Origin of the sequence: Pseudomonas paraveronii, assembly GCF_963681955.1 — a bacterium.
Taxonomy (GTDB): Bacteria; Pseudomonadota; Gammaproteobacteria; order Pseudomonadales; family Pseudomonadaceae; genus Aquipseudomonas; species Aquipseudomonas paraveronii.
On the sequence record NZ_OY817130.1, the window covers coordinates 5567973 to 5585731 of the forward strand.

A 17759-nucleotide genomic window follows, 5' to 3' on the forward strand; every position below is an offset into this window, starting at 1 on the left:
CATTGATCAGCGGATATTGAGCTGGGTTTTCAAGGTATTTCGCGGCGCGTTGATCGACGTGTTGCTGTATTCGAACCAGCCTGGGGCGGCGACGTTCAGGTCGAACACATAGATGTAGCCCATCAGCGTGCCCGCGCCATTGCAGGCCTGGCTGACGCTACCGACCTGGCACACCGCAGTGCGTTGCCCGCTGAGTTCGGCGCCATTGAAGCGGCCCATCGGGTTGTTGCCCAGGCCGACTTCCATCACCGACACCTGGGTGGGCCCACGGTGCGTACACATCTGCGTGCTCTGCGAGCGCTCCGGAATCGTTTCCACACACCTCGTCGACTCGACCTTGAACACCCGCACCTCGCTCAAGGCCGGTGCAGTCGCGCCCCACGCCGGTGCCGCGCCTAGCCACAAGCTGATACAAGCGATCAGAGCTAGACTCCACGCGTTGGCTATTTTCATGCTGTCGATGACCCTGAATTAAACATCGGCGCAGTATGCCTCAAGGCCATGATTCACAGCCATGCGTCACAAAGCCAACCCCGTGCGCCACACGGGCTCGGCTGCTGGTATGATGCGCCGCTTTTTCCGATCCTCTCTGAAGCCACAGGCGCTTGGCGCAATTTGTGCTTTGACTTAGAGGTCAACAAATCACGACGCAACATAGCGTCACAGGGAGCAGGCATGCTGGAAAAGCTGTTTCAACTCAAAGCACACAACACGAACGTGCGCACCGAGATCCTCGCGGGCATCACGACATTCCTGGCCATGGCCTACATTTTGTTCGTGAACCCGAGCATCCTCGGCGAGACCGGCATGGACAAGGGCGCGGTGTTTGTCGCGACCTGCCTGGCCGCAGCCATCGGTTCGACCGTGATGGGCTTGATCGCCAACTACCCGATCGCGCTGGCGCCGGGCATGGGCCTCAACGCCTTCTTTACCTACACCGTGGTCCTGCACATGGGCCATACCTGGCAAGTAGCGCTGGGGGCGGTGTTCATTTCGGCGGTGCTGTTCTTCATTCTGTCGATCTTCCGCATCCGTGAATGGATCATCAACAGCATCCCCCTGCCCCTGCGCTCGGCGATTGCTGCCGGTATCGGCCTGTTCCTGGCGCTGATCGCCCTGCACAACGCCGGAATCGTGATCGGTAACCCTAATACCCTGGTGGGCTTGGGCGACCTGACAAAACCGGCGCCTATCCTGGCCATCCTGGGCTTCATGCTGATCGTTGCGCTGGAAGCCCTGGCGGTACGAGGCGCGGTATTGATCGGCATCCTGGCCGTGACCATCGTGTCCATCCTGCTAGGCGTCACGGAGTTCGGCGGCGTGATGTCCATGCCACCGTCCCTGGCCCCGACCTTCCTGCAACTGGATATCAAAGGCGCGTTGGACATCGGCCTGGTCAGCGTGATCTTCGCGTTCCTGTTCGTCGACCTGTTCGACAACTCCGGCACCCTGATCGGCGTGGCCAAGCGCGCCGGGCTGATGAGCAAGGATGGCCACATGCCGAAAATGGGCCGTGCGCTGATCGCCGACAGCACCGCCGCCATGGCCGGTTCGCTGCTGGGCACCTCGACCACCACCAGCTACATCGAGTCCGCCGCTGGCGTGAGTGCCGGTGGCCGCACCGGTTTGACCGCTGTCGTGGTCGCGATCCTGTTCCTGCTGGCGCTGTTCTTCTCGCCACTGGCCTCCAGCGTACCGGCCTTCGCCACCGCACCGGCGTTGCTGTTCGTCGCGGTACTGATGACCTCAGGCCTGGCGGAAATCGACTGGGATGACATTACTGTTGCAGCGCCGGTGGTGATCACCGCCCTGGCGATGCCCTTCACTTACTCCATCGCCAACGGCATCGCCTTCGGTTTCATCGCCTGGACCGCCATCAAGCTGCTTTCGGGCCGCTACCGTGAGCTGAACCCGGCACTGGTGATTCTGTCGATTCTGTTTGTGATCAAGCTGGGCTGGTTCAACGCATGACTTTTGACGCCACACGCTACACCGCTCAACTGCAAGACAAGGTCACGCGCTTGCGTGACCTGCTGGCACCGTTCGACGCGCCGCAGCCCCAGGTCTTCGACTCGCCCCTGCAGAACTTCCGCCTGCGCGCGGAGTTCCGCCTGTGGCGCGAAGGCGGTGAACGCCACTACGCGATGTTCTCCCAGGACGACAAGCGCACGCCGATCCTGATCGACGAGTTCCCCATCGCCAGCCAGCGCATCAACCAGTTGATGCCGCAGCTCAAGGCCGCCTGGCAAGCCAGCGCCGCCCTGAGCCACAAGCTGTTCCAGGTGGAGTTCCTGACCACCCTGGCCGGCGACGCGATGATCACCCTGTGTTATCACCGCCCGCTAGACGAGCACTGGCACACCGCCGCGAACCAGCTTGCGGCCGACTTGAACGTGAGCATCATCGGCCGCTCCAAGGGCAAGCGCGATGTGATCGGCCACGACTATGTGGTGGAAAAACTCGACGTCGGTGGCCGTACCTTCAGCTACCGTCAACCCGAAGGCGCCTTCACCCAGCCCAACGGCACGGTGAACCAGAAGATGCTCAACTGGGCATACGAAGCACTCGGCGATCGCCCGGATGATCTGCTGGAGCTGTACTGCGGCAACGGCAACTTCACCCTGCCGCTGGCGACCCGCGTGCGCAACGTGCTCGCCACCGAGATCAGCAAGACCTCGGTGAATGCCGCCTTGAGCAACCTCGATGAAAACGCAGTGGATAACGTCACCCTGGTGCGCCTCTCCGCCGAAGAACTCACCGAAGCGCTCAATGAAGTGCGTCCGTTCCGCCGCCTGCACGGCATCGACCTGAAAAGCTACGAGTTCGGCAGCGTCTTCGTCGACCCGCCGCGCGCCGGCATGGACCCGGACACCTGCGAACTGACCCGACGCTTCGACAACATCCTCTATATCTCCTGCAACCCGGAAACCCTGGCGGCGAACATTGCACAACTGCATGACACGCATCGGATCACCCAATGCGCGTTGTTCGACCAGTTCCCGTGGACGCACCATATGGAGTCCGGGGTGCTGTTGACCCGTCGATAACTCCCCTCACGGTTCCTTGCGTGGCCGACCGCCCTTCTTGCCATTGGCTCGGGCGGCGGCGGATTTGGCCGCGCTGCTTTTACGACCGTTGTGCGACGCCACCAGGCTCACGGCCAACTCCATCAAGGGCTGGCTGGTCGCAATCAGGCCGGTGATGGAAACCTGCAGGTCGCGGGCTTCACAGCACAGCGCCTTGCCGCCAAAACCGACCTCCAGTTGCTGAAAGTCCTGCGCGGAAAACCCTTCGAACTCCGGGAGACCGACCACCGGTAACATGATGCGACTGTCGTCGCTGAAGCCGATGGAGATGCAGTCATCCTCGTAACGCACCGAGCAAGCATTGGCGTACAAACGCTTCAGTTTGCGCCCCCGCACTATGGCCTTATCGATATCGGCTTCAGTGATCGGTACATTGGGCAAGGTTTTGGCTTTTACGATTTTCATAGATCAATCTCCACACAATCTGGCGCCCTGACCAGATTCAAAAGGGTTCGCTGCCTCGCCACATCGTGCCGGGCGTTTGCAATCACATACACACCACGCCGAATGACCAACCCCGGCACCACCTCATCGGCGTCCCAATCCCAGGAGTGGTTCTCCAGGCAAACCGTTTGCAGTTTTTCCCACCAGATCCTTCGTACACGAGCCAGGACGTGTCGCTGCATTAACGCCTGGCGAATGCCTTCCAGAATCCCACGGGGTGGCCGCCGCCGTTCGGGGTCTACATCCCAAAGCTCCACTCGCCCATCCAGAAAGCTGAAGCGAAAGCGCGCATCCCATTGCTTTCCCCTGACATGCACGTGAGGCGGGCAATGCTCATCCCTGAGAAACACCGCAATCACATGTCCTTTGTAAGTGCCTATTTTCATCGTAACCCATCAGTTAGGTTATTTTCTGTCGGGTAACACTTTTCCATACATCACCCGACAACCGGCTCCTTGATCAGGGCGTTTTTCACAGCGTAGTAACAGCGGGCAAACCGTCGAATACGGTCTTGTAACGACTCATGGCAGCACCTGGAAATGCCCGGTCTCACTGATTAACGGTTCGATAATCGAACACATCTACCGCCATCGATTGACCAAATTAACTATCCAGTACATTTTATCCCCACAACGAACAATAACTGTGGAGACCCCCTTATGCCGCCCATCGTGCTGGTGCTCAACGGCCCCAACCTCAACCTGCTCGGCACCCGTGAGCCTGCCACCTATGGCCACGAAACCCTGGCCGACATCGCTGCCCTGTGCGGCCGCAGCGCCGAGCAACTGGGGCTGAGGATCGAGTTCCGCCAGACCAACCATGAAGGCGAATTACTCGACTGGATCCACGGCGCCCGCGCCCGCTGCGCCGGTATCGTGATCAACCCGGCGGCCTGGACCCACACCTCGGTGGCGATTCGCGATGCGCTGGTGGCCAGTGAAGTGCCGGTGATCGAGGTGCATTTATCCAACGTGCATGCGCGCGAGGCGTTTCGTCATCACTCGTTCGTGTCGCCCATCGCCAAGGCGGTACTCGCCGGATTTGGCAGCCACGGTTATCACCTGGCCCTGGAACATTTCAGCCGCACGGTGAAAGGATGAGCCCGATGAAACCGCGCATCCTCGCCGGCCTGATCGGCGCCGGCATCCAGGCTTCCCGCACGCCCGCCCTGCATGAACAGGAAGGTGACGCCCAAGGCCTGCGCTACTTGTATCGCCTGATCGACCTGGAACCGCTGCACCTGGACATCAATGCCCTGCCCGACCTCCTGCAGGCCGCCGAGCAGATGAACTTCACCGGGTTGAACATTACTTACCCGTGCAAGCAGGCGATCCTGCCTTTACTCGATGAATTGTCCGACGAGGCCAGGGGCATTGGCGCGGTCAACACCGTGGTGTTCAAGGATGGCAAACGCATCGGCCATAACACTGACTGCCTGGGGTTTGCCGAAGGCTTTCGCCGTAACCTGAATGACGTGGCACGCCAACGCGTGGTGCAGATGGGCGCCGGCGGTGCAGGCGCGGCTGTGGCTCATGCGCTGCTGGCAGAGGGCGTTGAACGCTTGAGTATTTTCGACGTGGACGCCAGCCGCGCCCGCGACCTGGTGGATAACCTCGCCCGACGTTTCGGTAACGGGCGCGCCCAGGTTGGCAACGATCTGGAAAACGCCATGGCCGAGGCCGACGGCCTGGTGAACACCACGCCGATGGGCATGGCCAAGCTGCCGGGCATGCCGGTGCCCGCCGCGCTGTTACGCGCTGAACTGTGGGTCGCGGAAATCGTGTATTTCCCCCTGGAAACCGAACTGCTGCGTAACGCCCACGCCTTGGGTTGCCGCACCCTGAATGGCGGCAACATGGCGGTGTTTCAAGCGGTGAAAGCGTTTGAATTGTTCAGTGGCGTGGTGCCGGATGCACACCGGATGTTGGCGCACTTCCAGAGCATGAACACCTGACGGCCAAAACCGCATCCAAATGTGGGAGCGAGCTCCCTCCCACATTGAGTCCGCACCAGCCTCAGGCCTGCAGGTAACGCAACACCGACTCACAAATCATCTCGCGATGCCGCTGTTTAACCACCTCATCCGACAGGTCGGTCTGAAAAATCTCACTGAACGTATGGCGGTTGGATACGCGGTAAAAACAGAATGAGTTGATCAGCAGGTGAACGTCCAGCGGCACCAGCCCCGCACGGAACAGCCCCATCTCGGCGCCACGGCGCAAGGTCGTGCCCAACGCATCCAGAATGTTGCTGTTCATCGCCTTGATCGAATCGGAGCGCTTCACGTACTCGGCATTGTGGATATTTTCGATGCTGACGATACGCACGAAATCCACGTTCCGGTCGTGGTGATCGAAGGTGAACTCCACCAGCCGACGGATCGCTTCGCGCGGTTCCAGGGCCGTGAGGTTCATGCGTGTTTCAGTGTTGCGGATATCGCCGTAGAGCTTCTCCAGCACCTCGACGTACAACTGCTCCTTGCTGCCGAAGTAGTAATAGATCATGCGTTTCGAGGTGTGGATACGCTCGGCGATCGCATCCACGCGAGCGCCGGAGAGACCCTGCTGAACAAACTCGACAATGGCTTCTTGCAGTATGTTTTCGCGGGTCTTTTCCGGGTTGTTCTTACGACTCTTGCGCGGTGCGTCTGACACTGCGGAGAGATCGGGAGTCAAGGTCATGGTGCGCTCACGGCCGGTTTTTATTGTGCAGGCCGCGATTATGGGCCGCAGCGTTCCCCGAAGGAAGCACCAGGCCCGCGGTCATAACCGTGCCTGGCGTACCGCACCACTGCGCGACTTGGCCATCGCCGCCAGGCGCACCGCCACGTTGGCCGCGCCGTAGCCGGCATAGCCATTCTTGCGCTGGATGATCTCGAAGAAAAAACGCCCCTCGAACGGCTCGGTGTACACATGAAACAACTCACCGCCCTGGGCGTCACGGTCGTACAGCACGTTGTAGTACGCCAGCTCGCTGAGGAACTCATCGTCGAAATCAAAGCGCGCCGCCAGGTCGTCATAGTAGTTGAGCGGGATATCCAGCAACGGCACGCCCGCCTCCTTGGCCCGGCGCACCTCGGCGAAAATATCCGCGCAGTCGAAGGCAATGTGATGCACACCCGAGCCTCGATAGCTCGACAGTGCGTGGGAAATCGCGGTGTTGCGGTTCTCGGAAATATTCAGCGGCAGGCGAATCGAGCTGCAGCGGCTACGCAGCGCACGGCTTTTCACCAGGCCATACGGATCAGGCAGCACCACTTCGTCATCGGCTTCGAAATCCAGCAGGCTCTTGTAGAACAGCACCCAGCTGTCGAGGCTGTCGGCGGGCAAGGCCATCGCCATGTGGTCGATGCGCAAAAGCCCACCACTGGAGGCAGCGCTCGGTTGCAGATTGAAATCGGTGTCGTATACGCCTTCGCTTGGGTCCACCAGATAAATCAGGCTGCCGTCCGGCGCGCGCACCGCCGCCAATTCCAACTCATTCGGCCCGACCAGGCCACGATAAGGCTGGCCCTTGTAGGCCACCGCCCGCTGCAGGGCCTTGGCGCTGTCCTTGACCCGAATCGCCGTGGCACACAACGACGGCCCGTGGGCCTCGAAAAAGTTGTGGGCGAAAGAATACGGTTCGCAGTTGAGGATCAGGTTGATATCACCCTGGCGCAACAGGCTGACGCTCTTGGAACGATGCTGGCCGACCTTGGCGAAGCCCAGGCGCTCCAGCCATTGCGTCAGCTTGGCGCCGAGGTTTTCGTCCACGGCAAATTCAAGGAATTCAATACCGTCGTATTCGCTGGCGGGCGGGGTGTCGAAGAGGATCTCCAGCGGCACGGCAGGCTGTTCATGCGCCAGGCGCTGGCGGGTTTTCTCTTCCAGGTAGAGCAGCGAGCGCAAGCCATCCGCCGCGTTGGCTCGGGTTGGTGCGGCGCGGAAGCCGTCGTTGAAGATCTCCAGGGACAACGGCCCGGTATAACCGCTCTTGATGATCGGCGCGAGAAAGCCCGCCAGGTCGAATTCGCCCTGGCCGGGGAAGCAGCGGAAGTGACGGCTCCACTCCAGCACGTCCATGGCCAGGATCGGTGCGTCGGCCATTTGCACAAAGAAAATCTTGTCGCCGGGAATCTCGGCGATAGCACTCGGGTCGCCCTTGAGCGACAGGGTATGGAAGCTGTCGAGCAACACCCCAAGGCTCGGATGATCGACCTGGCGCACCAGGTTCCACACCTGCTGCCAGGTGTTCACATGCCGGCCCCAGGCCAGCGCTTCATAGCCGATGCGCAAGCCACGGCGGCCGGCGTGTTCGGCGAGCAGGCTGAGGTCATCGAGCAAAATACGTTCATCGCCCACGCAATCGGCCGAGGCATTGCTGCACACCAGCACCAGGTCGGTGCCCAGCTCCTGCATCAGGTCGAACTTACGCTCGGCGCGCTCCAGGTTACGTGCCAGGCGGTCGCGGCGGCAGCCTTCAAAGTCGCGGAACGGCTGAAACAAGGTGATGGCTAGGCCCAAGTCAGTGCATATTTGCCTGACTTCCCGTGGGCTGCCATCGTAATACAATAGGTCGTTCTCGAAGATCTCAACCCCATCAAACCCGGCGGCGGCAATGGCTTCGAGCTTTTCTGGCAGGGTGCCGCTCAAGGAAACAGTGGCGATGGAACGTTGCATGGGGCGACTCCCGGCAGTTGTTATTTACAGTAAATTATTCGCCCCCAGCCTACACACAGCAATTCAAATGTACGAACCAGTTAGTTTTTAGGGCGATTATCGAACACAATGGCCATCGGCGAATTGACGATTTTTTAGCCACTGCGCACCATCGTTCCCGTAGCAACGTCCAAAATAAAACCCAGAACACACCCTAAAAATTCCAAAAAACGGGTAAAACCTCATGCCTTCGCAAAACTCCGTCCTGGCTGCGCGCCCGGCCAACCCGCATGCCGGCATCGGCGACAAGATTCGCGGCGCACTGGCCGTCGGCAAAACCCGCTGGGGCATGCTGGCCCTGGTGTTCTTCGCCACCACGCTCAACTACATCGACCGCGCCGCCCTGGGCGTGATGCAACCGATCCTTGCCAAAGAAATGAGCTGGACGGCGATGGACTACGCCAACATCAACTTCTGGTTCCAGGTCGGCTATGCGATTGGCTTTGTGCTGCAAGGCCGGCTGATCGACCGCGTGGGAGTCAAGCGCGTGTTCTTCTGCGCGGTACTGCTGTGGAGCGTGGCCACCGGCGCCCACGGCCTGGCCACCTCGGCCGTCGGCTTCATGGTCTGCCGCTTTATCCTCGGGCTGACCGAAGCCGCCAACTACCCGGCCTGCGTCAAGACCACCCGCCTGTGGTTCCCTGCCGGCGAACGCGCAGTGGCCACCGGCATCTTCAACGCCGGCACCAACGTCGGCGCGATGATGACGCCGATGCTGCTGCCGTTGATCCTGCATGTGTGGGGCTGGCAGGCGGCGTTCCTGTGCATGTCGGCACTCGGTGGCATCTGGCTGCTGTTCTGGGGCTTGAAGTACTACAACCCGGAAGACCATCCAACGGTTAAGCAATCCGAATTGGACTACGTGCAACGGGAAGTCGAACCGGAACAGCCCCGCGTCCCCTTCAGCCGTATCCTGCGCATGCGCGGCACTTGGGCCTTCGCCATCGCCTACTCGCTGACCGCGCCAGTGTTCTGGTTCTACCTGTACTGGCTGCCGCCGTTCTTGAACCAGCAATACAACCTGGGCATCAACGTGACCCAGATGGGTATCCCGCTGATCATCATTTACCTGACCGCCGACTTCGGCAGTGTGGGGGGTGGGATTCTGTCGTCGTTCCTGATCGGCCGCGGGTTGAACCCGATCAAGGCGCGGCTGCTGTCGATGCTGCTGTTCGCCTGCTGCATCGTCGGCGTGATCTTGGCCGCCGGTTCCAGCCAGTTGTGGGTCGCGGTGTTCGCCATCTCCCTGGCGATTGGTGCGCACCAGGCCTGGACCGCCAACATCTGGAGCCTGGTGATGGACTACACGCCCAAGCACATGATGAGCACGGTGTTTGGCTTCGGCGGCATGTGCGCGGCCATCGGCGGCATGTTCATGACCCAGATCGTCGGCCACATCCTGACCGTGACGAACAACAACTACACCGTGCTGTTCACCCTGATCCCGGCGATGTACTTCATCGCGCTGACCTGGATGTACTTCATGGCGCCGCGCAAGATTCCTACAGTCGACGCCTGATTCAGCGCCGCCGCTGCTGCCAGGCAGCGGCCAACCCGCTCATGCAGATCACCCCGATGCCGACCACCGTGGTCAAGTCGGGGGTATGCGCAAACACCAGCCAGCCCAACAACCCCGCGAACACGATCTGGCAATAGCCGAACGGCGCCAGCAAGGCCGGTGCCGCAAAGCGGAAGGCCTGGGTCAGCATCAAGTGCGCGGTCATCCCGCAGGTGCCCAACGCCAGCATCAACACGCCGTGCCACAGGGTCGGCACTTGCCAGAAGAACGGCACCATCGCACTCATCACCAAGGTATTGCACAGGCCGGCGAAGAAGTTACTGGTGGTGGGCGTGTCGTATTGGCTGAGGATGCGCGTGAGCAGTTGGTAGAAGCAGAAGAACAGGGCCGAGCACAGCGGCAGCAGCACCGCCGGGGTGAACAATTCACCGCCCGGGTGGATGATCACCAGCACCCCGACAAACCCGCAGATCACCGCCAGCCATTGGCCACGCGTGACATGCTCACCGAGCAGGGGCACCGACAGCGCCGTCACCAGAATCGGCGCGAGGAAGTTCACCGCCGTAGCTTCCGCCAGCGGGATGTAATGCAGCGCAGCGGTAAAAAACAGGCTGGTGCCCAGCAGGCAAAAGGCCCGCACTACCTGCATCCCCGGCCGCTTGCTGCGCAGCACGCGCAAGCCTGATTGCGGCAGGAAAATCCCGGCCATCAGCAAGGTATGCACCAGGTAACGCGCCCACACCACCATCACGATCGGGTAGAACCCGGCCAGGTATTTGGACAAGGCGTCGTGGCTGGAGAACAGGAAAGTCGCCACCACAATCAGCAAAATGCCTTTGAAGGGATGGTTGACGCCGGAAAGGGGGGTGCTGACAGTCATTGAATTCTCTTGCGTGGCTGGCTGAACGCGGTGGTACTCAACCCGGTAATCTAGCAGCCGGGCATGCGTCTGCCCCAAGAGCATAACCAAACACCGTGCGAACAGCGCACTAAATCACCGCAATCGAGTCCAACGCTGCACGTTCGCCCCTGCGTTGCACACTTTTTAACCAAGGCCTTGCCGCTATGAAAAAAACTGTCTTTCTTCTGTCTGCCCTTGCCCTGCTCGCCGCGTGTAACCAAGAGTCCAAGGCACCCGCAAAACCGGCGCCGCCTTCCGTGCAAGCGACCCTGGTGCCGCAAACCCCACCCACCGACAACTGGGTCGGCAAATGGATCGGCGTCGAAGGCTTGCACCTGACCATCGCCAAGGACGACAGCATCGGCCGTGGCCACTACCTTCTGACCATGCAGTACGGCCTCGACGCCGACGCCGCCGGCACCTTTAAAGGTGAAGCGGCTGAAGACGGCATCGCGTTCACCCGCCCGGACGGCCCGCAACGGCTGCGCGCCGGTGACGGTGCGGCGACCGGGTTGAAATGGCTGGCGGATAAAAAAGACTGCCTGATCGTCGCCACCGGCGAAGGCTATTGCCGTTAATCACGACCATAATCAATCACGGTTAGCACACAGAGGATTGCCCCATGCTATGGAAAAAAGGCCGACGCAGCGACAACGTGGTGGATGCCCGCGATGACAGTGGCGGCGGCGGTGGTATGCGCTTTGGCGGCGGCAAGGGCCTGAGCCTGACCGCGATTGTGTTGATCGTCGGCATCGGCTGGTTGACCGGCCAGGACCCGCTGCAGATCCTCGGCCAATTGACCGGCCAGATGGACCAGGCGCCCTCGGTGAGCACCCCATCGCGCCAGGCGCCGCCGGCCAATGATGAGCAAGTCGACTTTGTCCGCGCGGTATTGGGCGATACCGAAGACACCTGGGGCCAGGTGTTCAAGGAAAACGGCTTGGCCTACAAGAACCCGCAGCTGATTCTGTTCCGCGGCCGGGTCAATTCCGCCTGCGGTGGCGCCACTTCCGCCAGCGGCCCGTTCTATTGCCCGGCGGATCAGCAGGTGTACCTGGACCTGGATTTCTTCCGGGAAATGTCACAACGGTTCAAGGCCGCTGGCGATTTTGCCCAGGCCTACGTGATCGCCCACGAAGTCGGGCACCACGTGCAGACCTTGCTCGGCATCTCCTCGAAGATCCAGGCTGCGCGCCAGCAAGGCCGGCAGATGCAAGGCGACGGCGGCCTGCTGGTGCGCCAGGAGCTGCAAGCCGACTGCTTTGCCGGGGTGTGGGCCTACCGTGCGCAAAAACGCCTGAACTGGCTGGAGCCCGGTGATATTGAGGAAGCGCTGAATGCGGCCAACGCGATTGGCGATGACCGTTTGCAGCAACAGGGCCAGGGCCGCGTCGTGCCGGACTCGTTTACCCACGGCACCTCGGCGCAGCGGGTGCGCTGGTTCAAGACCGGCTTTGCCCAAGGCCAGATCACTCAATGCGACACCTTTACCGCCAAGAGTCTTTAGATGAATACGCGCTTGGGCATGCTGCTGGGTTTGTTGGTCACCTGTTGCGCCCCCGCCTGGGCCGCCGAGCACGGGGTCAAGGTGGTCAGTCCCGAGCGCTTTCACCTGGATGCCGGCGACCTCAGCCTCGGCTTGAGCCAGGATTGGGGTAAACCGCTGCCCAACGTCACGCGTGCGTTGATCATCGTGCATGGTCGCCTGCGCAACGCACAAACCTACCTGCAGAGCGGTGAAGACGCCGCCGAACAGGCAGGAGTTGGCGGTACGACGCTGGTGATCGCGCCGCAGTTTCTGAATCAGTCCGATGTGAAACGCAATCACCTGGACAATCAACTTCTGCGCTGGAAGGGCAATGACTGGATGGCCGGCGAGCCCTCGGTGGAGCCGGGCGCTGTCAGCTCCTTCGGCGCGCTCGACCAGATCATCAAGCACCTGGGTAACCGCAGGCTATTTCCGGCGCTGAGAGAGATTGTGGTGGCCGGCCATTCCGGCGGTGGCCAGGTGGTGCAACGCTTCGCCCTTACCGGCCACGACCATCCGACCCTGCACACCGAGGGTATCCGCCTGCGTTTTGTAGTGGCCAACCCGTCGTCCTACGCCTACTTCAGCCCGCAGCGCCCAGTGCCGTTCAAGGTCGCCGACTGCCCAGGTTTCAATGACTGGAAGTACGGCATGCAGCACCTGCCCGCCTATGCCAAGGGGCAAAGCGCCGAGCAACTGGAGCAGGCCTATGTGTCGCGTGACATCACCTACCTGCTCGGCCAGCAGGACACCGACCCGAACCACCCCGCGCTGGATAAAAGCTGTGAAGCCGAGACCCAGGGCGCGTATCGCCTGATTCGTGGGCACAACTACTTTGACGCCCTCAAGCAACGCCATCCGCAACTGACCCAGAAGCTGGTGGAAGTGCCGGGGGTTGGGCATAACGGGGATGGGATGTTCACCTCGCCCGAGGGCCAGAACGTACTGTTTTCCCAGTATTAACTGAAGAAACCAGCTCAAAATGTGGGAGGGGGCTTGCCCCCTCCCACATTTGATCTCTATTGCCCGGGCTGGATCATCCGGCGCAATACCGTGCAATCCTCGGCATGCCAGTCGGCCAACTCGGGCCACGGGTTCTCCGGCAGGTTGACCAACACGGTCCGCGTGCCTGCGGCGCGGCCGCAATCCAGGTCAAAGCGGTAATCCCCCACCATCACCATCGTACTGGGCGATACATCCCAGGCTGCCGCCAGTTTGAGCAAGCCACCCGGATCAGGCTTCGGAGGCGCATCATCACGCCCCAACACATCCTCGGCGGCAAAGCAGTCCACCAGACCAATCGCTTCCAGGGTGATATGCGCCAGCTCCCGCGCATTGCGGGTCAGGATGCCCAGGCGACAACCGCGCCCGGCCAATTCCCGCACCAGTTCCACCGCGCCTTGCGCCGCAACCGAACCCAGCGCCAGCTCGCGCTCATGCTCAAGCAACCAGGCGTGTTTGGCCGCCGCGACATCCGCCGGCAACGCCGCGAGGTGGCTGAGGATGTCGTCCTCGGGCGGTATCCCCAGGGCCACGCGAATCGCCGCAAAGTCATGCACGGCCACCGTGAGCGTGCCGTCCATGTCGAACACCCAATGTTTAATGTCCGCCAGGCTCATGCCCAATCCTTGCGGTGGCGGATCAGGCCTTCCTGGGTGACCGAGGCCACCAGTTGCCCGGCGCGGTTGTACACGCTGCCCCGGGAGAAACCACGGGAATTGCCGGCCCATGGGCTGTCCATGGCGTAGAGCAACCAGTCATCGGCGCGCAGGTCGGCGTGGAACCACAGCGCGTGGTCGAGGCTGGCGACCTGCATGTCTTTCTGCCATACGGTCTTGCCATGGGGCAGCAGCGACGTGGTCAGCAGGCCGAAGTCCGAGGCGTAGGCCAGCAGGTATTTATGCAGCGCCGGCGTGTCGGCCAGGGCACCGTCGGCGCGGAACCACACGTACTTGACCGGGTCGGACGGCTGCGGGTTGAACGGGTCTGTTTCGGTCACCGGGCGCACTTCGATCGGCTTGGGGCACAGCAACTTGTCGCGCATGTGCTCGGGGATCAGGTGGGCGCGCTGCTTGGTCAGCTCCAACTCCGACGGCAGGTTTTCCGGGCCGACCACCTCCGGCATGCTGGTCTGGTGTTCGAAGCCGGCTTCGTCGTACTGGAACGATGCGCTGCAGGTAAAAATCGGCTGGCCCTTCTGGATCGCTGTCACGCGGCGCGTGCTGAAGCTGCCACCATCGCGCACGCGGTCCACCGAATACACCACCGGCAATGCCGCATCGCCGGGGCGCAGAAAATAACCGTGCAGGGAATGCACGTGCCGCTCGGGCTCTACGGTCTGGCTGGCAGCCGACAGCGACTGACCGAGCACTTGCCCGCCGAACAGTTGGCGAAAACCCAGGTCCTGGCTGCGGCCGCGAAAGAGGTTTTCCTCGATCGGCTCCAGGGTCAGCAAGTCCACCAGATCTTCCAATACTTGGCTCATAGAGCAACTCCTACAATCTATGGGGCATTCCGGGCTGCTTATCCGTGCAGCGTGTCCAACCATTGGGCGCGGGTGATGCGGTACAAAACATGCGGGCGCAGCGGGTCATCAACTGCGACCTTGGGGTGTTCAAAATCTGCCAGGGGATCGTAATGCATCCCGATGGCTTGCATGACTTTTTGTGATGGCAGATTGGTTTGGGTGGTGAAGGCGACGATTTCGTCCAGTTGCAAGCGGTCGAAACCACAGCGCAACGCGGTCCATGCCGCCTCGCTGGCATACCCCAGGCCCCAATGCTCGCGAGCCAGGCGCCAGCCGATTTCCACCGCAGGGGTGAAGCCGACTTCAAAGCTGACATTCTGCAACCCGGTCAGGCCGATAAATGCGCCGTTGTCCTTGCGCTGCAAGGCCCACAGGCCAAAGCCGTATTCGGCGAAATGCCCACGAATCCGGCCGATCAATGCGGCGCTTTCCAGGCGGTCCAATTGGGCCGGAAAATAACGCATCACCTGCGGGTCGGCGCACATGTGCGCAAACTCCGTCAGGTCGGCATCGCGCCATTGGCGCAACACCAGGCGTGCGCTTTCCAATTCCAGTATCGGCTCCATGGGTCCCCCTCCCTTGCCATGTGCGTGAGTGTACCGCGCTGTTAAGATCCGTCGCAGGTTCCCGTCAGAAAATCCCATGCCTTTGCCATTGATCTATCACGATGACTACAGCCCCGAATTCCCGGCGGACCACCGCTTCCCTATGGACAAGTTCCGCCTGTTGCGTGACCACTTGGTGTCCACCGGGCTGACCCAGGACAGCCAATTACTGCGCCCAGCGCTGTGCCCGGCAGAGATTCTGGCCCTGGCCCATGAACCTGGGTATATCGAACGCTACATGAGCGGCGAGTTGTCCCGCGAAGACCAACGGCGCCTCGGCCTGCCCTGGAGCGAAGCCCTGGCGCGGCGTACCGTGCGTGCGGTGGGCGGTTCGATCCTGGCGGCGGAACAGGCACTGGAACACGGCCTGGCCTGCCACCTGGCGGGCGGCACCCATCACGCCCACTACGACTACCCGGCGGGCTTTTGCATCTTCAATGACCTGGCCGTGATCAGCCAATACCTGCTGGCCAGCGGCCGGGTCAACCGCGTGCTGATCTTCGACTGCGACGTCCACCAGGGCGACGGCACTGCACGTATCCTCCATGACACGCCAGACGCGATCACCGTGTCGCTGCACTGCGAAAAGAACTTCCCGGCGCGCAAGGCCCAGAGCGACTGGGACATCCCGCTGCCCATGGGCATGGGGGATGCCGAGTACCTCAAGGTAGTGGACGACGCGCTCAACTACCTGCTGCCGCTGTACCAGCCGGACCTGGTGCTGTACGACGCGGGCGTCGACGTGCATAAGGATGACGCCCTCGGCTACCTCAAGCTGACAGACGAAGGCCTCGCCGCCCGCGATGAAAGCGTGATGCGCCATTGCCTGGGTCGCGACATTCCGGTGGTGGGCGTGATCGGCGGCGGCTACAGCAAAGATCGCCCGGCCCTGGCTCGCCGCCACGGCATCCTGCACCACAGCGCGCAACGGGTGTGGACGTCATCAGGTTGTCATTGAAGTGTGAGCGTTACCCACAATGCCTGTGGAACGGCCTGTGGATAACTTGAGCGTAAAGCGTTGAAAGCCAGTAACTGCATAGCCTGTAGGAAGCTGTACGTTTTTTGATCAGGAACTTGCGCCGTCCTCGGGTAGAATGCTCGGCCTATTCACGCGACCGTAGCCCTGCCCATGCCTCACACCCCTGCTCAACACGTCACTATTATCGGCGGCGGCCCTGCCGGCCTGATGGCCGCTGAAGTCCTGAGCCAGGCGGGCCTGCGGGTGGACGTGTACGACGGCATGCCCTCGGTGGGGCGCAAGTTCCTGCTGGCCGGCGTGGGCGGCATGAACATCACCCACTCCGAGGCTTACCCGGCGTTCCTGTCACGCTACGCCGAACGTGCGCCGCAGATGGCGCCGTTGCTGCGTGCGTTTGGTGCGCAAGCGCTGTGCGAATGGATTCATGGCCTGGGCATCGAGACCTTTGTCGGCACCTCCGGCCGGGTGTTTCCTACAGACATGAAAGCCGCCCCGCTGTTGCGTGCCTGGCTCAAGCGCCTGCGCGACCACGGCGTGGTTATCCACACCCGCCATCGCTGGCTGGGCTGGAGCGCGGACGGCGGTTTACTTATCCACAGCCCGGACGGCGAAAAAACCATCCACAGCGACGCCGTGCTGCTCGCCCTTGGCGGCGGCAGTTGGTCGCGCCTGGGCTCCGACGGCACCTGGCTCAAGCGGCTGGAAGCTAAAGGCGTGCCCTGCGCGCCGTTACAGCCAAGTAATTGTGGCTTCGAGGTGTCGGCCTGGAGCGAACTGATGGTCAGCAAATTCGCCGGCGCGCCGTTGAAAAACGTCGCCATTGGCCTGGGGGATGACAAGCCACGCCTGGGCGAGTGCGTGATCACCGCCACCGGCATCGAGGGCAGCCTGATCTATGCGCTGTCGGCGCCGATCCGTGAAGCGATCAATCGCGAGGGCGCGGCCACGGTGCATATCGACCTGCTGCCGAGCAAGCCGCTGGACAAGGTCCAGGCCGCGCTGGCGAAACCGCGTGGCTCGCGTTCGATGAGCAAGCATTTGCACAGCCAGTTGGGGTTGGATGGGGTGAAGGCGGCGTTGTTGCGCGAACTGGCACCCGCCGAACACTTCAACGACCCGGCGCAGTTGGCTGTGGCTATCAAGGCATTGCCCCTGAGCCTGGTGCAGACCCGGCCGATGGATGAAGCGATCAGTACGGCGGGTGGCGTGCCGTTTGAGGCGCTGGATGAGCGGTTGATGCTCAAGCAGTTGCCGGGGGTGTTTTGTGCGGGAGAGATGCTGGATTGGGAGGCGCCGACCGGCGGGTATTTGCTGACGGGGTGTTTTGCCAGTGGCAGAGCGGCCGGGCGGGGGATGTTGGAATGGTTGAACACTTCAGATTTGCGGTGAACTCAAGTCCGTCATCGGGGGCAAGCCCCCTCCCACATTTTGACTATGTGAACCCGATCAATATGTGGGAGGGGGCTTGCC

19 protein-coding genes are annotated in these 17759 nt (G+C 61.6%); 10 read left to right on the plus strand and 9 right to left on the minus strand.

Annotated elements, in window-relative coordinates:
• Nucleotides 1-6: 6 nt before the first annotated feature.
• Complete coding sequence (locus U5A08_RS25710; RefSeq protein ID WP_321849090.1) at nucleotides 7-453, minus strand: DUF4879 domain-containing protein; 447 nt, start codon at nucleotides 451-453, stop codon at nucleotides 7-9.
• A 222-nt stretch (nucleotides 454-675) separates the two neighbouring features.
• Between U5A08_RS25710 and U5A08_RS25715 the strand changes: the two genes are divergently transcribed.
• Both U5A08_RS25715 and trmA read left to right on the plus strand, forming a co-directional pair.
• Nucleotides 676-1971, plus strand: coding sequence for an NCS2 family permease (locus U5A08_RS25715; protein WP_253399301.1), 1296 nt, complete (start codon nucleotides 676-678; stop codon nucleotides 1969-1971).
• Nucleotides 1968-3047 carry a tRNA (uridine(54)-C5)-methyltransferase TrmA gene (trmA, locus tag U5A08_RS25720; RefSeq protein ID WP_321849091.1) on the plus strand — a complete coding sequence of 360 codons (1080 nt, stop codon included), beginning with the start codon at nucleotides 1968-1970 and terminating at the stop codon, nucleotides 3045-3047. The genes U5A08_RS25715 and trmA overlap by 4 nt, the downstream gene beginning before the upstream one ends.
• A gap of 6 nt (nucleotides 3048-3053) precedes the next feature.
• Here trmA and U5A08_RS25725 read toward each other — a convergent pair whose 3' ends face one another.
• Nucleotides 3054-3491 carry a DUF2442 domain-containing protein gene (locus U5A08_RS25725; protein ID WP_321849092.1) on the minus strand — a complete coding sequence of 146 codons (438 nt, stop codon included), beginning with the start codon at nucleotides 3489-3491 and terminating at the stop codon, nucleotides 3054-3056.
• Nucleotides 3488-3916, minus strand: coding sequence for a DUF4160 domain-containing protein (locus U5A08_RS25730; RefSeq protein ID WP_321849093.1), 429 nt, complete (start codon nucleotides 3914-3916; stop codon nucleotides 3488-3490). The genes U5A08_RS25725 and U5A08_RS25730 overlap by 4 nt, the downstream gene beginning before the upstream one ends.
• Nucleotides 3917-4189: 273 nt before the next feature.
• Here U5A08_RS25730 and aroQ point away from each other — a divergent pair, with 273 nt between their 5' ends.
• Together aroQ and U5A08_RS25740 are read left to right on the plus strand one after the other, a co-directional pair.
• Nucleotides 4190-4630 carry a type II 3-dehydroquinate dehydratase gene (aroQ, locus tag U5A08_RS25735; protein WP_321849094.1) on the plus strand — a complete coding sequence of 147 codons (441 nt, stop codon included), beginning with the start codon at nucleotides 4190-4192 and terminating at the stop codon, nucleotides 4628-4630.
• Between the two features lie 5 nt (nucleotides 4631-4635).
• Nucleotides 4636-5484 (plus strand): shikimate dehydrogenase, encoded by an 849-nt coding sequence (locus U5A08_RS25740; protein WP_253399311.1) that lies wholly within the window; start codon nucleotides 4636-4638, stop codon nucleotides 5482-5484.
• A gap of 61 nt (nucleotides 5485-5545) precedes the next feature.
• Here the strand turns inward: U5A08_RS25740 and U5A08_RS25745 are convergent, their stop codons facing one another.
• On the minus strand, nucleotides 5546-6211 hold the full coding sequence (locus U5A08_RS25745) for a TetR/AcrR family transcriptional regulator (RefSeq protein WP_253399313.1): 666 nt from the start codon (nucleotides 6209-6211) through the stop codon (nucleotides 5546-5548).
• Between the two features lie 81 nt (nucleotides 6212-6292).
• On the minus strand, nucleotides 6293-8191 hold the full coding sequence (gene quiC, locus U5A08_RS25750; protein WP_253399315.1) for a 3-dehydroshikimate dehydratase QuiC: 1899 nt from the start codon (nucleotides 8189-8191) through the stop codon (nucleotides 6293-6295).
• Nucleotides 8192-8414: 223 nt separating this feature from the next.
• On the opposite strand from quiC, the gene U5A08_RS25755 reads away from it, so the two are divergent.
• Entirely contained in the window at nucleotides 8415-9749 is a 1335-nt protein-coding gene (locus U5A08_RS25755) for an MFS transporter (RefSeq protein ID WP_321849096.1), read from the plus strand.
• Nucleotide 9750: 1 nt separating this feature from the next.
• Here the strand turns inward: U5A08_RS25755 and U5A08_RS25760 are convergent, their stop codons facing one another.
• Nucleotides 9751-10629 carry a DMT family transporter gene (locus U5A08_RS25760; RefSeq protein WP_253399323.1) on the minus strand — a complete coding sequence of 293 codons (879 nt, stop codon included), beginning with the start codon at nucleotides 10627-10629 and terminating at the stop codon, nucleotides 9751-9753.
• 185 nt (nucleotides 10630-10814) lie between these two features.
• Here U5A08_RS25760 and U5A08_RS25765 point away from each other — a divergent pair, with 185 nt between their 5' ends.
• The 3 genes from U5A08_RS25765 to U5A08_RS25775 are packed head-to-tail and all read left to right on the plus strand — an operon-like array spanning nucleotide 10815 to nucleotide 13141.
• Nucleotides 10815-11228 carry a lipoprotein gene (locus U5A08_RS25765; protein ID WP_253399336.1) on the plus strand — a complete coding sequence of 138 codons (414 nt, stop codon included), beginning with the start codon at nucleotides 10815-10817 and terminating at the stop codon, nucleotides 11226-11228.
• 44 nt (nucleotides 11229-11272) lie between these two features.
• Complete coding sequence (ypfJ, locus tag U5A08_RS25770; protein ID WP_253399338.1) at nucleotides 11273-12157, plus strand: KPN_02809 family neutral zinc metallopeptidase; 885 nt, start codon at nucleotides 11273-11275, stop codon at nucleotides 12155-12157.
• On the plus strand, nucleotides 12158-13141 hold the full coding sequence (locus tag U5A08_RS25775) for an alpha/beta hydrolase (RefSeq protein ID WP_253399340.1): 984 nt from the start codon (nucleotides 12158-12160) through the stop codon (nucleotides 13139-13141).
• 56 nt (nucleotides 13142-13197) lie between these two features.
• On the opposite strand, the gene U5A08_RS25780 is transcribed toward U5A08_RS25775, so the two are convergent.
• The 3 genes from U5A08_RS25780 to U5A08_RS25790 are packed head-to-tail and all read right to left on the minus strand — an operon-like array spanning nucleotide 13198 to nucleotide 15271.
• Nucleotides 13198-13797 (minus strand): HAD family hydrolase, encoded by a 600-nt coding sequence (locus U5A08_RS25780; protein ID WP_253399342.1) that lies wholly within the window; start codon nucleotides 13795-13797, stop codon nucleotides 13198-13200.
• On the minus strand, nucleotides 13794-14663 hold the full coding sequence (tesB, locus tag U5A08_RS25785; RefSeq protein ID WP_253399344.1) for an acyl-CoA thioesterase II: 870 nt from the start codon (nucleotides 14661-14663) through the stop codon (nucleotides 13794-13796). The genes U5A08_RS25780 and tesB overlap by 4 nt, the downstream gene beginning before the upstream one ends.
• A 38-nt stretch (nucleotides 14664-14701) precedes the next feature.
• Entirely contained in the window at nucleotides 14702-15271 is a 570-nt protein-coding gene (locus U5A08_RS25790) for a GNAT family N-acetyltransferase (RefSeq protein WP_253399346.1), read from the minus strand.
• A 76-nt stretch (nucleotides 15272-15347) separates the two neighbouring features.
• Here U5A08_RS25790 and U5A08_RS25795 point away from each other — a divergent pair, with 76 nt between their 5' ends.
• Nucleotides 15348-16268, plus strand: coding sequence for a histone deacetylase family protein (locus U5A08_RS25795; protein WP_253399348.1), 921 nt, complete (start codon nucleotides 15348-15350; stop codon nucleotides 16266-16268).
• A 171-nt stretch (nucleotides 16269-16439) separates the two neighbouring features.
• A complete protein-coding gene (locus U5A08_RS25800) occupies nucleotides 16440-17678 on the plus strand; it encodes a TIGR03862 family flavoprotein (RefSeq protein ID WP_253399350.1) in 1239 nt (412 codons plus the stop codon).
• The last annotated feature ends 81 nt before the right edge of the window (nucleotides 17679-17759 follow it).